Here is a 14,389-nt window from a genome sequence, read left to right on the forward strand (position 1 = left end):
ATATTACCAGCCAATAAGGGTGTGCAGGGTCGTGATGTGATCAGCTTTTTTCTTGCTCCAGGCGCAGGGCTTCGGGGGTGTCGGGCAGGCGTTCGACCACCCGCAGTTTTTCCGGTGCCTGACGGTTGCGCCAGGCGCTGAAGGCGGCCAGTTCATCGGCCACCGCTTTCATCACCCAGGCCAGTACGGCGATGTCATCGAGCAGGCCGACGCCCAACAACCAGTCGGGGATTGCATCCAGCGGGCTGACAAAGTACAGCAGCCCGGCCACCACGGTGATCAGCGCCTTGGGGCTGATCGCCCGGTACTCGCCGCGCCACCAGGCCAGGCACAGGGCCTGCATCAGGCGCACGTCCTCGCGCAGTTTGCCCAGCCGTGGGCCTTTGCGCGCCACGGCAAAAATCAGCGCCGGCAAACGTCCGCGGCTGAGCAGACGCTCGGCCAGGGGCAGAAATCGGGCGAAGTTCCACGGTGCTTTCATACGGCCTCCAGGGCCAGTGCCAAGGAAGGTTATCCACAATAATTGTGGATAACCTTGTGAACAGAGCTCAGTTTCAGGCTCAAGGCGCCCGCCCGGCAAGGGTCCGGGTTAAATCGGGCGTTTTTTACACACCTGTTTCAATCACGCAAACGTTTTGCCCGCCGCGCGCTGATCCATCAACAGGTGCAGCGCTTAAGACCCTGCACGGCCCCCAGGGTTCGGTAAACCCCAGAAACGACAACGCCCCGTCGAGACGGGGCGTTGCGGGGATCCGCTGGCCTTACTCGGCAGCTGGATCGGCAGGCTCTTCAGCCTTGGCCTGGTCCTTGATACCCAGCAGTTCCAGCTCGAACACCAGTACCGAGTTGGCCGGGATCATCGGGCTCGGGCTCTGGGCACCGTAAGCCAGGTCCGACGGGATGTACAGCTTGTACTTCTCGCCCACGTGCATCAGTTGCAGGCCTTCGACCCAACCCGGGATCACGCCGCCGACCGGCAGGTCGATCGGGCTGCCGCGCTCGACGGAGCTGTCGAACACCTTGCCATCGATCAGCTTGCCTTCGTAGTGAACGGTAACCACGTCAGTCGGCTTGGGCTGGGCGCCGTCGGCCTTCTTGATCACTTCGTACTGCAAGCCCGAAGCGGTGGTGACCACGCCAGCCTTCTTGGCGTTTTCTTCAAGGAACTTCTTGCCGGCGGCAGCCGACTCTTCGCTCATCTTGACCAGGCGCTCTTCAGCGCGCTTTTGCAAGGCGGCGAAGGCTTCAACCAGCTCTTCGTCCTTGATCTTCTGTTCTTTCTTGCCGATGGCATCTTCGATACCTTGAGCGACAGCTTTCGAATCAAGGTCGTCCATGCCTTCCTGAGCCAGGCTTTTGCCCATGTTCAGGCCAATACCGTAGGAGGCTTTCTGTGCCGGGGTCTTCAGCTCGACGCTGGTCTGCGAATCGCAACCCGCCAGTACCAGGCTAACCAGGGCAACCGCAGCCGCCAACCGATGCTGTTTCATGCTATTTCCTTGTTCATGCGCCAATAGGGCAATCGAGTAAAGCCGCGAGCTTATCAGGCGGCCACGACCAATGGCTACCGGGATAAGAGCGAGAAACGCCGGATAAGTTCACCGCTGTAGCCTAAGCAGGATATTACCGGGTGAGCGGGCCTGCGCTTGCACCTCATCAGGCGTAGCAGCATATGACAAATCTGCCAGAGTACATTTGTAACCACCTTTATCGACCAGCCCATGGCACACAGTTATCATCGGCGTCTGACCGGGTAGATTACGGCATGAGGCTACTCGTTCATTCAAGAGGACCCGCGCAATCGAAAAGGAAATCAGATGATGTGGGATGGCAAGGTTACCTTTGGCGACTACTGGTTCGGCTATGTCGGCAAGACCGACCAGACCAGTGCTCATGCCCACGTGGCAATCCAGTTGTGCATCGGTATTCACAGCGATGTCACCGTCGAACTGAAGGAACGGACGCTGTGCGGTGCCGGGGTGATCATCGGGCCCTTCGTCAATCACCGCTCGCGGCCCAATGCCGATCGCGTCGCCTTCCTTTATGTCTATCCGGACGCGCCGCTGGGCCGCGCCCTCAATGCGCTGCTCGATGCCAGCGGCACGGTCCTGGCGAGTGACGAAATCCTCGAGTGTTTTCGCCAGGCCGACAGCTTCGAAGAGGTGATGGCAGCGCTCAATGCGGTGCTGGTGGCCGATGACAGTTTCGACCCGCGCCTGTCCAATGCCCTGCTGCTGTTGCGTGAATATTGTGGCGGCACCGGCGCCGTATCGCGGGCGGCAAACGCCGTGGGGCTGTCCAGCCCGCGCCTGCGCTTCTTCGCCCATAGCCAGATGGGCGTGCCGCTGTCGCAGTGGATCATCTGGCGCAAGTTGGAACGCGCCTGCCAGTCCCTGGCCGCCGGCGCCAGCCTCACCGAGGCGGCCACCGACGGCGAATTCTCCGACCAGGCCCACCTGACCCGCATGATGCGGCGCATGATCGGCATGTCGCCCAGCCGTGCCGCGCTGGTACTGCGCAAGACAAGCGAATCGTTCAAGACCCTCTCCTGACAAACCGCCATCCTTGCCCCGCCCTCCTCCTCGGGATCTCCAATCAGTGGCGGGAAGGCTCGGCTGCGGCCCCGGTTTAATGGGGCCTGCGGCCAAACAATAAAAATTCGCTTCGCGACGGGCACAGTGCCCGCCCTTTGACTGCCCGGTCGCCTTCAGCGCCAACCCTCTTCATTCACTTCATGTCTGCAAGGAGCGTAAGCACATGTCTGAACATTCACGGATGACCGTTCTACTGACCGGCGGAGCCGGTGTACTGGGCGAAACCTTGATCGACCAGCTGGGTGATGACTACCGGATTATCTGCCTGGCGCGCAAAAGCCGGATTCGCCAGAGCAACGTCGAAGTGCTGCGCGGGGATATCTGCCAGCCCTACCTGGGCCTGAGCGACAGCGATTACCGGGCGTTGCTGGCCAGGGTCGACTGGGTGATCCATTCGGCCGCCATCACCCGCCTCGACGGCCAGGCCGAGCAGATCTTTTCAGTGAACTACCAGGGCACGGAAAACATTGTCAGCTTCGTCCAGGAGGCGGGCACGCCGCTGTACCACATCAGTACAGCCTTCACCCACCCTTGCGACTACTACCCTGGCGTGGTGCCGCAAACGCCTTATGAAATCGCCAAGCGCCAGGCCGAAAAACTGGTGCGCAGCGCCGACATCCCGGTGTCGATCTTCCGCCCCTCGATCATCATCGGCGATGCCGAGAACGGGCATATGCCCAACTTCCAGGGGTTTCACCTGACCATGGGCCTGATGATGTCCGGCTACCTGCCAATCATCCCCTGCCCGGAACGCGGCTATGTCGACCTGATCGCCCGTGACGTCGCTGCCGCGGCAATCAAGAGCGCCCTGGACCAGCGCCTGATTGGCGATGACTACTACCTCACCAACGGCCCCGATGCCCTGGACATCACAACCCTGCTGGACCTGATGTGCGCGGAGATGGCCAACCAGCAAAAGCCCTTCGACCGCCCGCGCTGCATGAACCCGGACATCTACGACCGGCTGATCCGTCCGGTATTCCTGCCGGCACTGGAAGAGAACGTACGTGCCGCACTGGGCCGGGCCACGCAGATGTGCCGCTACGCCAGCCTGCGTACGCCGCTGCCCAGCTCCCTGGCGCAATTGCTGCCGGCGCACCGCATGCATACCCGCGACCCGCAGCGGGAACTGGCCCGCACCCTCGGCCAGCTCTCGCCCAAGCTCTCGGCCATGCAGCGCATGCTCAAGGTGCCGGCGCCGGGTCCCCAACGATCCGCCATTGCCATGGAGGCATGAATGAACAGCATTACGGCCAACCCCAACGAAGCCCTCAAGGCAAAGATCCAGCAGCAGTACCGCAATCATGTGAATGCCGGCTATGCGCGCCTGGCGTCGATGATGAACCTGCAGATCGAAGCCTCCAGTGCCGGTGTGTACATCTACGACATCGATGGCAATCGCTACCTGGATGCCGGCGGTTATGGCGTGTTCCTGCTTGGCCACGGCCATCCCGAGGTGCTGGCCAAGGTCAGCGAGCAACTGCACAGCCACGCCATGGCCAGCAAGCTGCTGCTCAACCCCTATCAGGCCGCCGCTGCGGCGGCACTGGCCGAGGTCTGCCCGCCCGGGCTGCAATATGTGTACTTCTGCAGCTCAGGCACCGAAGCCACCGAAGCGGCGCTGAAGCTGGCCTGCATGAACGGCTGCCAGGCAACCCTTTCAACCATCGGCGGCTACCACGGCAAGACCCTCGGGGCCCTGGCCGTGACCGGCCGCGCGACCTACCGCGAGCCGTTCGCCGGCCTGCTGGGCAACACCCATTTCCTGCCCTTTGGTGACACCCAGGCCCTGGAACAGCAGTTGGCCAGCCTCGATTGCCGTGCCTGCGTGATTCTCGAGCCGATCCAGGCCGAAGCTGGCGTGCTGATCCCGCCGCCGGGCTACCTGCGCCGGGTGCGCGAACTCTGTGACGATCACGACGCCGTGCTGATCCTCGACGAAATCCAGTCGGGCCTGGGCCGAACCGGCTACTGGTGGGCCTGTGAGCGCGAAGGCGTGGTGGCCGACATCATGCTGGTCGGCAAAAGCCTGTCCGGTGGCTGCGTGCCGGTCAGCGCCATGGTCGCCACGGCGCGGATGCAGGAACCGCTGAACCGCAACCCGCTGATGCACACCACCACCTTCGGTGCCAACCCGCTGGCCATGGCGGCGGTGCAGGCCACCTTGCAGGTGATGCAGCGTGACGGCCTGGTACAGAAAGCCCGTGCGCTGGGCGAGTTGCTGCGCGGGCGCTTCGAACAGCTACTGGAGCAAAACGGCTGGACCAAACAGGTACAACTGCGTTGCGCCGGCCTGCTGCTGGGCTTCGAGTTCGTCGATGCGTCCATCGCCGCCAACATGGTCATGGCCCTGCTCGACCAACGCATCATCGTCTGCCATTCGCTCAACGATCACCGGGTCATCCGCCTGACCCCACCGGCGCTGTACAGCGAAACCGACGTCGAATGGCTACTGGACGGCTTTGCCGTGGCACTCACCTCCTCACTCCCGACCGGTACCCGCCCATGAAAGAAGTCCGCCTGAATGCCTTCATCCCCCGTCAAAGCGCCGATGAAGTCTACGCCGCCATCAGCAATTTCAGCGCCTATCCGCAGTACTGCACGTCGGTACGCAAGATCGACGTCAAGAACCTCAGCGAAAACGTGACGCTCACTGACTGGGAGGTGAACTTTCACAACGGCATCCTCAAGTGGCAGGAACGCGACACCTTCGACCCGAGCAACCGCCAGATCTCCTTCCGCCAGACCGCCGGTGACATCGATCACTTCTCCGGCTCCTGGCACGTAGAGGCCGATGGCAACGACGCCACCATTGCCTTCGATTCCTGCTTCGACCTCGGTTTGCCGATGCTTGCCGACATGCTCGATCCGGTCGCCGAACAGGCAATCTCGGAAAACATCCGCGCCATCATCAGCGGCCTGTTCCCGGCCAGTTACATCAAGGATTGATGACCATGACCCTGGCTTTACTGCAACGCTCGCGGGCCATTCTCGAGCACTTTGCCCCAGGCTTTGATGCCCTGCTTGGCGAAATCCCCTTCGCCGCACGGGAAGCAGCCGACAGCCCGGTGGTTGGCTGGTTCAAGCATCACGGTCCGGTGAGCCTGCTGATCAACCAGGAAGCTGGTGGACTGGGCGCCGACGCCTTCCAGGCCGTGCATGTACAACTCGCCCTGGGCGCACGCTCGCCGTCACTGGCGGTGGCCAGCACCATGCACCAGTTCTCGGTGGCAAGCCTGGTCGCCATCGGCCAGAACGGCGCGGGCGCCGAAGGCCTGTTGCTCTCAGCCATTGCCCGCCAGCGCTTGCTGCTGGCCTCGGGTTTTGCCGAGGGCGTACCCGGCGGTGGCATTCTCGACGCCGGCATGCAGGCTGAACAAACCCCCTCCGGCGTAATCCTCAGCGGCAGCAAGAAACCCTGCAGCCTGGGCAAGTCCATGGACTTGCTGACCGCCAGTTACAGCCGCATCAGCCCGGCGGGCGAAGAACTGATGGTCGCGCTTATCCCGGCCAGCGCGCCGGGCATCAGCCACCAGCCGTTCTGGCAAAACAGCGCCCTGGCGGCAGCCGAAAGCGTCGAGGTGCGCCTGGACCGGGTGCTGGTCGACAACAAGATGGTGTTTTCCGCCGGCCTCAAGACCCAGCTGGGCGAAGTCCAGACTATCGGTTTCATCTGGTTCGAGCTGTTGATCAGCGCCTCTTACCTCGGCGCCTGCCTGGGCCTGGTGGAAGCGGTGGTGGCGCAGCAGCGCTGGAGCGAACACCACCGGGTCGAACTGGCCGCGCAGATGCAACTGTGCCTGAGCGCACTGGAAGGCGCGGCACTTGATATCCAGCGCCACCCCGACGACCTCTCGGCGGTCCTGGCCCGCCTGCTGCTGGTGCGCTACGGCATAGAGCAACTGCTGGCCAGTACTTCGGACCAGGCTCACCAGATGCTCGGCGGCCTGGACTTCATCCGCTCCACCGACAGCTCGCAGTGGATGCTCAGTTGCCGCGGGCTGCAGTTCCATCCGCCAGCCAAGATAGCGATGAGCAAGAATCTCGACGCCTACCTGCAGGACGCCTCATTCAGCATTGCCAAAGGAGTTGCAGCGTGAACCTGATGAACAAGACCGTGGTGATCACCGGTGTCGCCCGTGGGCTGGGCCTGGAGACCGCCCACAAGCTCAAGCGCCTGGGCGCGACGGTGATCGGTATCGACCGCCTGGAAAGCGACGCCAGCCTGCACTTGGATGCCTTCTACCTGCTCGACCTGTGCGACCAGCAAGCCCTGGCCGAGGCCGTGCACTCAATCCAGGAACGATTCGGCGACCTGGATATCCTGGTCAACAATGCCGGCACCCTGACCCTCGAACGCGGCGAGACCGGGGTTACCGATGAAGTGCGCCGGGCCATGGAAATCAACCTGCTCGCCCCCTGGCAACTCACCGCCGCCTTCCTCCCGGGGTTGCTGCGCAGCCGCGGCAAGGTGGTGAACGTGTCGTCACTGTTCGCCTTGGTCAACGCCCCCTATGTTGCCGCCTATGCCGCCAGCAAGCGGGCCATGAGCGCCTACTCAGACGTGCTGCGCATGCAGTACCCCGGGGAGCTGGATGTGGTCACCGTCTACCCCGGTTTCATCGATACCGCCATCCACCAGCCCGCCCAGCGGGTGGGGCTGTCGGTCAAGCGCCTGGTGAGCTTCAAGCTGGGCGACAAGACCCTGCTGTCGCTTGAAGAAAAAATCGGCGCTGCCAGCGACGGCCTGGTTCGTGCCTGCCTCAAGCGCGGTTTGCGCAATCGCGGCCTGACCTTCCTCGGCACCGTGGCCATGTACAGTGCGCGCTGCATGCCGAGCCTGGTCGACGCCTTCATCGCCTTGCGCCTGCGCACGCTGACCAAGGCTGGACAACTGACGCTCAAACCCGAGCTGATCGAGTAAGGAGCCAGGCATGCACCGGCCGGCATTTCACAAGCCTGAACTCAAGCTCGAACGGCGCCTGTTCGCGACGTCCGCGCTGGAGTCGGCCCTGGTCATCGGCTATGCCCTGCTGCTGTTCGCCGTGCCCCTGCTGGCCTATGTGGGCCTTGCCGGACATGGCCCGGCGTGGGCCCTGGGCGCCCTGCCGCTGCTGATACCGGCGGCGTACGGGATGTTCCTGCAGGGCATCCTCGGCCACGAGGGGTTTCACTTCAACTTCAGCGACAAGCGCCTGCTCAGTTGCCTGCTAGGCGTGCTGTGCAGTTCGATACTTACAGGGTTCTGTGTCACCGGCTACTTCGTCGACCACTGGCAGCACCACCGCCACAGCAACGGCCCGCAAGACCCGGACTGGCGACTGTTTCGCCGCTATCGGCATCCGTTGATGCGGATGATTGTCTCGCGCTTGCAGGCCACCGCTCGCTACTTGCTGCAGACCGTGCAACTGGCGCTGCCCGGGGCCAGGGTCGAGGGCCGCTTGCCATTGCCGGCGCAGCAGATCCGCCTGCTGGCACGGGTCAACCTGCTGTGCCAGGCCGGCTGGATCGTCCTCTGGGCTGGCCTGGCCAGCCACTGGCCAGTGTTGCTGCCGGCGCTCGTGGTGTGCCTGCTGCTGGCCCTGCTGATTTCCGGCGTCAATGCCTACCAGGAGCATGCCTTCGCCAGCGACGTCGAAACGCCGATCGCCCGTTCGCGCACTTCGCTGCTGTGCAGCCTGCTACACGCGGGCTCGAACTATCACCTGGAACACCATCTGTACCCTCGGGTGCCGTGCTGGCGGCTCCCCCAGGTCCATCGGCGCTTGCTCGCCAGTGGCTGGTACCAGGACCGGCAGGCCTTGCTCGAGCCCAGCTTCATCGGCTCGTTCAGGTACTGCTCCAGCCAGTTCCCCTACAGCGGGGAGGTGCAGGCAACACCCGAGCGGGCACCCGCTTCGCTCGAGGGCAGCGGACCCGCCCGCTGACACTTCCAACAATGACACTCATGGAGCCGAGTATGTCTTTCGAGATCGATCAATATATCCAGGACGAACGCCGCACCCTGCTGGAGCACCCGCTGTTCGCCAATATCGCCACCCTGGATGACGTGCGCTTGCTGATGGAGGTCCACGTCTTTGCGGTGTGGGACTTCATGACCCTGCTCAAACGCATCCAGCGTGACCTGACCTGCGTCGAGCTGCCGTGGCTGGCGCCCAAGCACATCACCGCCGCCCGCCTGATCAACGAGATAGTCATCGGCGAGGAAACCGACGAGCGTCCAGGTGGCGGCTTCATCAGCCACATGGAGCTGTATGTCAACGCCATGGAAGAAATCGGTGCCAACACCGCGCCGTTTCGCAACTTCCTCACCCAGCTCGGTAACGGCGCCCCGCTTGGCCAGGCCCTGGCGGCCCCGGACATTCCGCTGCCGGCCAAGATCTTCGTCAGCCAGACCCTCGACGTCGCCCTGTACGGCACCACGGAGCAAGCCCTGGCGTATTTCTTCTTCGGTCGCGAAGACATCATCCCGGACATGTTCGGGCGCCTGCTGGAGAACTGGTCGGTCAGCGAGGATAGCGTGCCGATGCTGACCTACTACCTCAAACGCCACATCGAGATGGACGGCGACGACCACGGCCCGGCGGCCAAACGCATCATCGCCGCCATCATCACCGAACCGGCCCAGCAAACCCAGTTGGTCAACAGCGCGCGCAGCGCCATCAATGCCCGCATCGGCCTGTGGGACGGCGTGCAGCACCTGTTGGCCGAGCGCCTGCCGACACCCGAATTACAACACCAGTACCAGGCCGAACTGGGCTGAGGGCAGCACCTGCGTGCCGGGCTACGGCCCGGTGCACAGCCCTTCCTGCGCGATAAAAATCCAGACGAAGAGCGTATGACATGGTGAAAAGCAAATACGGCAAATTGGCGGTATGTGCACTGGTAATCGGTGGCCTGCTGTTTCTTGGCTGGCAGCGCTGGCAATACGCCCGGGAATACGTCAGTACCGACAATGCCGAGGTGGAGGGGGTCATCATCCCGATCCGTGCCAAACTCTCCGGAACCGTGGTCGAGGTTCCGATCCGCGAAAACGCCCGGGTCGAACAGGGCGAACTGCTCTACCAGGTACGCGAGGACGAGTACCGCCGGCGGGTCGAGCAAGCCCAGGCCAACTACCTCGGCCTGATGGTCGCCGCCGGCCAGGGTGGCATGCCCGGCCTGATGGACAGCCAGGTGCGCAGCGCCGCGGCCCGCAGCCTTGCCGCCGAAGCCGCCATCGCCCAGCTCGGTGCCAACCTCGAGCAAGCCCGCAGCGACTACCAGCGTACCCGGCGCCTGGCCAGCCAGGGCGTAGTCAGCACCCAGGACCTGGAAGCCGCCCAGGCGCGCTTCAATGCCCTGAACCACGAGCTACAGGCAGCCCGCAGTAACTCCCGCGCCGCCGTCGAAGGCACCCTGGCCAACAAGGCGGCACTGAAAGTCGAGGAATACCGCATCGGTGCTGCCGAAGCGGAACTTGAACTGGCTCGGATCCAGCTGCAGGACACCCGCCAGACCTCGCCCCAGGCCGGCATCATCGCAAAAAAGGAAGTCGAGCCCGGGCAATTCGTGGTCGCCGGGCAAAAGCTCTTGAGCCTGGTCAGTACCGAGCACCTGTGGGTAATCGCCAATTTCAAGGAAACCCACATCGGCCGCGTGCGGGTCGGACAAAAGGCCCGGATCAGCGTCGATGCCTTCCCCGGTGAACGCTTCGAAGGCGTCGTACAAAGCCTGGTGCCGGCCACTGGTGCGCGCTTCTCACTGCTGCCCCAGGAAAACGCAACCGGCAACTTCACCAAGGTAGTGCAACGCATCCAGGCGCGCATCGAACTCGACCAGGTGCCCGAGCGATACCGCAATGCGTTGAGCCAGGGCATGAGCGTGTTCGTTGAGGTGAACATCCGGGACGCCGAGCAGACCCTATGAAATCGCCCTGGCTGGTGGCCTTCACGGTCACCCTGATCTCGATGATGGAGCTGCTCGATGTCACCATCGTCAACGTTGCCATTCCCAGCTTGATGGGCAGCTTCGGCGCCTCGGTGGATGAAATCTCCTGGGTCTCGACCGGTTACATCGTCGCCAACGTAGTAATCCTCCCGGCCAGTGGCTGGCTGTCGGCCTGGTTCGGCCGGCGCAACTACTACCTGGTTTCCTCGATCCTGTTCGTACTGGCCTCGCTGGGCTGCGCGATGTCCACCGAGCTCTGGCAACTGGTGGCCTTCCGGATTATCCAGGGCCTGGCTGGCGGTGGCTTGCTGGGTATCTCCCAGGCAATCATCTACGACGTGTTCCCCAAGGAAAAGGTCAGCACTGGCCTGGCCCTGTACGGGGTCGGGGTAATGATGGGACCGACCCTGGGGCCCTCGGTGGGCGGTTACCTGATCGATGAATTCTCCTGGCACTGGATCTTTCTGATCAACCTGCCGATCGGCGCTGTGGCGATCCTTCTGTCGTGGCTCTGCGTGCATGACTCAATCAACGAGAAACGCCCGCAAAGCATCGACTACATCGGCTTCGCCCTGCTCGCCCTGGGCGTCGGCAGCCTGCAGATCATGCTCGAGCGCGGCGAACACTGGGACTGGCTGGAATCGGACCTGACCATCGCCTGCCTGCTGCTGGGCAGCTTCGGCCTGCTGGCGTTTTTCTGGTGGGAGCAGCGCGTGGCCACGCCGATCGTCAATATGGCGCTGTTTCGCAACCGCGAGTTCCTCATGGGCTCGGTCTGTGCCTTTTGTGTCGGCTTCGGCCTGTACAGCACGCTGTTCATGGTGCCGTTGCTGCTGCAGACGCTGCTGGACCAGAGCGCCTACCAGAGCGGCATGGTGATCTTTCCCGGGGCCCTGGCCAGCGCCGTGAGCACCCTGGTGATCGGCAAGCTGTCCCAGGAAAACAAGATCGATGAACGGCTGTTCGTCAGCGTCGGCATCCTCATCTACGGCTATGCGATGTACCTGCACACCCAGTTCACCCTGCAAAGCAGCCCCGACACCCTGTACTGGCCGCTGATCATCCGCGGGCTTGGCCTGGGCATGATTTTCGTTCCGCTCACCAACCTGGCCATGCGCCAACTGCCTGCACAGCTGATCTCGGTCGGTTCGGGGGTGCTCAACCTCATGCGCCAGCTCGGTGGCAGCGTCGGCATCGCCATCGCCGCGACCTTGCTGACGCGCTTTTCCTGGGCGCGCTACCGGCAATTATCCGAGCACGTCACCGAGTCGAGCATCATCGCCAGCGGCTGGGATGTTGCCCGCTACGACCCACGCGTGCTCTCGCTGGGCACCAGCGATCCGGCCCAGGCGCAAGCCCTGCTGGCCCTGGTCAATACCCGTGAACAGGCACAGATGCTCGGCTTCAGCATGCTCTTCGGCCTGCTTGGCGCAGTAATGCTGATCGGTGTGCCGATGGTCCTGCTGATGCGCAACCCCAAACGAATCGCTCAATCCGAACAGGAAGCCTTGCCGTGCTCGAACAACTCTCGCGAATCCGCGCAAGCCTGATCGCCCTGCTACTGCTCGCCAGCAGCCAGCAGGCCCGGGCTGATGACCTCTACCAGCTCTATCAAAAAGCCCTGGCCCATGACATGAAATACGCCGCGGCCATCGAACAACAACGTGCCAGCAACGAGAAAGAACCCCAGGGCCGCGCCCTGCTGCTGCCCAACCTGTCACTTGAAGGGGGCGCCGCCTGGGTCGACCGCGACGACAGCGGCGCGTCCACACGCAACCGCGACAACTCCAATGCCTACGCACTGGTGCTGATCCAGCCGCTGCTGCGCTGGCAGAACGTGATCGGCCATGACCAGAGCAAGGCCCTGGTGCTGGCCGGGGAAATCAACCTGCAGGCCGCCCGCCAGGACCTGATGCTGCGAGTCGCCGACGCCTACTTTGACCTGCTGCTGGCCGAAGACCTGCTCAGCACCAGCCGCCAGCAGGTGCGCACCCTGCAGGAGCAGCGCAGCAAGGCTGAACGCTTCTACCAGGCCGGCTCCGGCACCGAAAGCGAAGTGCAGCGCATCCAGGCCCGCTACGACCTGGCCTATGCCCGGCAGATGGCCGCGCACAACGCCGTGCAATTGCACCAGGAAACCCTGGCGCAGTTGACCGGCAGTGTGCCCGCGGCCCTGGCGCGGCTCGACCCGCAGGTGCGCTTCCAGGGGCCGCAGCCAGCGCTGATCGGCACCTGGGCCGAGCAGGCGCAACAGCACAACCTCAAGGTCCAGGCGGCGCAGATCAAGCGCCTGGTGGCAGAAAAGGAAATCGACAAGCAGCAAGCCGGGCATTTGCCCACGGTCGACCTGGTGGCCGCTCACGGCCGCTTCGCCTCGGTGGGCGGCAGCCTCTACGACGTCACCCTGCCGGAAGAAAAATACACCCAGACCGTGGTCGGTGTGCAGGTCAGCCTGCCGTTGTACGCCGGTGGCGGCACCACCAGCCGCACCCGCGAAGCCCGCGCCCTGCACGGTGTGGCCCTGGATGAAGTCGAGGACGCCCGCCGCGAGGCCGGCCTGATGGCGCGCCAGGCCTACCTGACCCTGACCAGCGGCATCAGCCAGTACGCGGCGCTGCAGCAGGCGCTGCGCTCGAGCCAGACCAACCTGACCTCGACCACCCGCGCCTTCGAGGCCGGCGCGCGGATCAGTTCCGATGTGCTGGACGCCGAACAACAGGTGACCCAGACCGAACAGCAACTGGCCGAGCAGCGTTATGCGATCGTGCTGGCCCAGCTCAGGTTGCTGGCCGCCAGCGGCAGCCTCGGCGACGCCGGCCTGCAAGAGATCAATGCCCTGCTCTCAGCGGGCGCTCAAGGGTAGTGGCCGTCGCGGTACTGCGCCGCCACCTCGCGCAAAACCTCGCATAACCATTGCGCAGGCAACGCCAGGGGCAAGGCGGCGTTGCTGCAGATGCCGACCGAGCCGCCCGGTTCACTGACGCCCAGGTCCAGCTCGCACAGTTCACCGCGGCTGAGGTCAACGCGCACCGCATCCCGGGGGGCGACCCAGACCGCATCGCTGCCTTGCACATAACGTCGGCTGAGGGCCGGCGACAGGGTTTCCAGGCGTTGCGCCGGTTGCTCGATGGCGCACTGCACGAACAGGCTGTCGGCATGCTTGCGGATGGTCGTGCCGGCCAGCGGCAGCACCAGCGGGTAGTGCCCGACCTGGCTGCGCTCGATCGGCTGGCGGCCGAGCAAAGGGTGACCTGGGCGCACCACCAGCGACATCGACTCGCTGTACAGGTGCTCGAACATCAGCCCCTGAATCTGCGGGCTGTCGGTCATGCGCCCGATCACCAGGTCCAGTTCGCCCACATGCAATTGCCCCAGCAGGTGCGCACTGGGGCCAGTGGCAACGCTGACCACCAGGGCCTCATGGCGCTGGTGCAGGCGGCACAGCACCTCGGGCATCAGCAGGCTTTCAACCGTCGACAACACGCCGACACGCACCTGGGGCGGTGCGTGCTCTTCACCGCGCAGGGTGCTCACCCCTTCGCGCAGGGCCTGCACGCTGGGGCCGGCGTAGCGCATGAAACGCACCCCGGCCGGGGTCAGCTCGACGCCCTGCTTGCTGCGCTCGAACAGCCGCGTCTCAAGCAGCTCTTCAAGCTCCTTGAGGGTCTTGGAGATAGCCGGCTGACTGATCGCCATGGCGTCGGCAGCCTTGGCGAAACTGCCCTGGCGGGCGATTTCGAGAAAGCACAGCAGGTGGCGGAATTTGATCCGGGTATCGAGGTTCATCCACGGAGTTTATCGGGGCTCGGCCCGGACTGCGACCGCTTTGCGGTTGATCGCGGGTCAAGCCCGCTCCCACCGTTTTT

The 14,389-nt window shown here is 63.8% G+C and carries 14 protein-coding genes; 11 read left to right on the forward strand and 3 right to left on the reverse strand.

Annotated features, from left to right (window positions below; all coding sequences use genetic code 11):
- Positions 1-40: 40 nt before the first annotated feature.
- Positions 41-481 (reverse strand): YkvA family protein, encoded by a 441-nt coding sequence (locus KHO53_RS03565; RefSeq protein ID WP_010224215.1) that lies wholly within the window; start codon positions 479-481, stop codon positions 41-43.
- A 280-nt stretch (positions 482-761) separates the two neighbouring features.
- The gene (bamJ, locus tag KHO53_RS03570) at positions 762-1,490 is read right to left on the reverse strand and encodes a BamJ family beta-barrel-assembly machinery protein (RefSeq protein ID WP_010224217.1); all 729 of its coding nucleotides are present in this window, start codon (positions 1,488-1,490) and stop codon (positions 762-764) included.
- Positions 1,491-1,820: 330 nt separating this feature from the next.
- Here bamJ and KHO53_RS03575 point away from each other — a divergent pair, with 330 nt between their 5' ends.
- From KHO53_RS03575 to KHO53_RS03625, 11 genes are all read left to right on the forward strand, one after another.
- A complete protein-coding gene (locus KHO53_RS03575; protein WP_010224218.1) occupies positions 1,821-2,552 on the forward strand; it encodes a helix-turn-helix domain-containing protein in 732 nt (243 codons plus the stop codon).
- Positions 2,553-2,757: 205 nt separating this feature from the next.
- Complete coding sequence (locus KHO53_RS03580; RefSeq protein ID WP_010224220.1) at positions 2,758-3,831, forward strand: SDR family oxidoreductase; 1,074 nt, start codon at positions 2,758-2,760, stop codon at positions 3,829-3,831.
- On the forward strand, positions 3,832-5,103 hold the full coding sequence (locus tag KHO53_RS03585) for an aspartate aminotransferase family protein (RefSeq protein ID WP_010224221.1): 1,272 nt from the start codon (positions 3,832-3,834) through the stop codon (positions 5,101-5,103).
- Positions 5,100-5,543, forward strand: a complete 444-nt coding sequence (locus KHO53_RS03590) for a type II toxin-antitoxin system RatA family toxin (protein WP_010224222.1) — start codon at positions 5,100-5,102, stop codon at positions 5,541-5,543. The genes KHO53_RS03585 and KHO53_RS03590 overlap by 4 nt, the downstream gene beginning before the upstream one ends.
- 5 nt (positions 5,544-5,548) lie before the next feature.
- On the forward strand, positions 5,549-6,694 hold the full coding sequence (locus tag KHO53_RS03595) for an acyl-CoA dehydrogenase family protein (RefSeq protein ID WP_026001394.1): 1,146 nt from the start codon (positions 5,549-5,551) through the stop codon (positions 6,692-6,694).
- A gap of 5 nt (positions 6,695-6,699) precedes the next feature.
- Positions 6,700-7,518: an SDR family NAD(P)-dependent oxidoreductase gene (locus tag KHO53_RS03600; RefSeq protein ID WP_223253828.1), complete on the forward strand. Its 819-nt coding sequence runs from the start codon at positions 6,700-6,702 to the stop codon at positions 7,516-7,518.
- Between the two features lie 10 nt (positions 7,519-7,528).
- The gene (locus KHO53_RS03605) at positions 7,529-8,521 is read left to right on the forward strand and encodes a fatty acid desaturase family protein (RefSeq protein ID WP_010224225.1); all 993 of its coding nucleotides are present in this window, start codon (positions 7,529-7,531) and stop codon (positions 8,519-8,521) included.
- A 32-nt stretch (positions 8,522-8,553) separates the two neighbouring features.
- Complete coding sequence (locus KHO53_RS03610) at positions 8,554-9,357, forward strand: DUF3050 domain-containing protein (protein ID WP_010224226.1); 804 nt, start codon at positions 8,554-8,556, stop codon at positions 9,355-9,357.
- Between the two features lie 80 nt (positions 9,358-9,437).
- Complete coding sequence (locus tag KHO53_RS03615) at positions 9,438-10,502, forward strand: HlyD family secretion protein (protein ID WP_010224228.1); 1,065 nt, start codon at positions 9,438-9,440, stop codon at positions 10,500-10,502.
- Complete coding sequence (locus tag KHO53_RS03620) at positions 10,499-12,073, forward strand: DHA2 family efflux MFS transporter permease subunit (RefSeq protein WP_036996567.1); 1,575 nt, start codon at positions 10,499-10,501, stop codon at positions 12,071-12,073. The genes KHO53_RS03615 and KHO53_RS03620 overlap by 4 nt, the downstream gene beginning before the upstream one ends.
- On the forward strand, positions 12,037-13,386 hold the full coding sequence (locus KHO53_RS03625) for a TolC family outer membrane protein (protein WP_010224232.1): 1,350 nt from the start codon (positions 12,037-12,039) through the stop codon (positions 13,384-13,386). The genes KHO53_RS03620 and KHO53_RS03625 overlap by 37 nt, the downstream gene beginning before the upstream one ends.
- Here KHO53_RS03625 and pcaQ read toward each other — a convergent pair.
- Complete coding sequence (pcaQ, locus tag KHO53_RS03630; protein WP_010224234.1) at positions 13,377-14,309, reverse strand: pca operon transcription factor PcaQ; 933 nt, start codon at positions 14,307-14,309, stop codon at positions 13,377-13,379. The genes KHO53_RS03625 and pcaQ overlap by 10 nt on opposite strands.
- Positions 14,310-14,389: the final 80 nt, after the last annotated feature.

The organism is Pseudomonas sp. RC2C2 (assembly GCF_018390435.1).
Lineage (GTDB): Bacteria > Pseudomonadota > Gammaproteobacteria > Pseudomonadales > Pseudomonadaceae > Aquipseudomonas > Aquipseudomonas donghuensis.

Bases quoted from the DNA above. Each gene is read 5' to 3' on its own strand.
- KHO53_RS03565 (WP_010224215.1), bottom strand. From the start codon at position 481: ATGAAAGCACCGTGGAACTTCGCCCGATTTCTGCCCCTGGCCGAGCGT.
- bamJ (WP_010224217.1), bottom strand. From the start codon at position 1,490: ATGAAACAGCATCGGTTGGCGGCTGCGGTTGCCCTGGTTAGCCTGGTA.
- KHO53_RS03575 (WP_010224218.1), top strand. From the start codon at position 1,821: ATGTGGGATGGCAAGGTTACCTTTGGCGACTACTGGTTCGGCTATGTC.
- KHO53_RS03580 (WP_010224220.1), top strand. From the start codon at position 2,758: ATGTCTGAACATTCACGGATGACCGTTCTACTGACCGGCGGAGCCGGT.
- KHO53_RS03585 (WP_010224221.1), top strand. From the start codon at position 3,832: ATGAACAGCATTACGGCCAACCCCAACGAAGCCCTCAAGGCAAAGATC.
- KHO53_RS03590 (WP_010224222.1), top strand. From the start codon at position 5,100: ATGAAAGAAGTCCGCCTGAATGCCTTCATCCCCCGTCAAAGCGCCGAT.
- KHO53_RS03595 (WP_026001394.1), top strand. From the start codon at position 5,549: ATGACCCTGGCTTTACTGCAACGCTCGCGGGCCATTCTCGAGCACTTT.
- KHO53_RS03600 (WP_223253828.1), top strand. From the start codon at position 6,700: ATGAACAAGACCGTGGTGATCACCGGTGTCGCCCGTGGGCTGGGCCTG.
- KHO53_RS03605 (WP_010224225.1), top strand. From the start codon at position 7,529: ATGCACCGGCCGGCATTTCACAAGCCTGAACTCAAGCTCGAACGGCGC.
- KHO53_RS03610 (WP_010224226.1), top strand. From the start codon at position 8,554: ATGTCTTTCGAGATCGATCAATATATCCAGGACGAACGCCGCACCCTG.
- KHO53_RS03615 (WP_010224228.1), top strand. From the start codon at position 9,438: ATGGTGAAAAGCAAATACGGCAAATTGGCGGTATGTGCACTGGTAATC.
- KHO53_RS03620 (WP_036996567.1), top strand. From the start codon at position 10,499: ATGAAATCGCCCTGGCTGGTGGCCTTCACGGTCACCCTGATCTCGATG.
- pcaQ (WP_010224234.1), bottom strand. From the start codon at position 14,309: ATGAACCTCGATACCCGGATCAAATTCCGCCACCTGCTGTGCTTTCTC.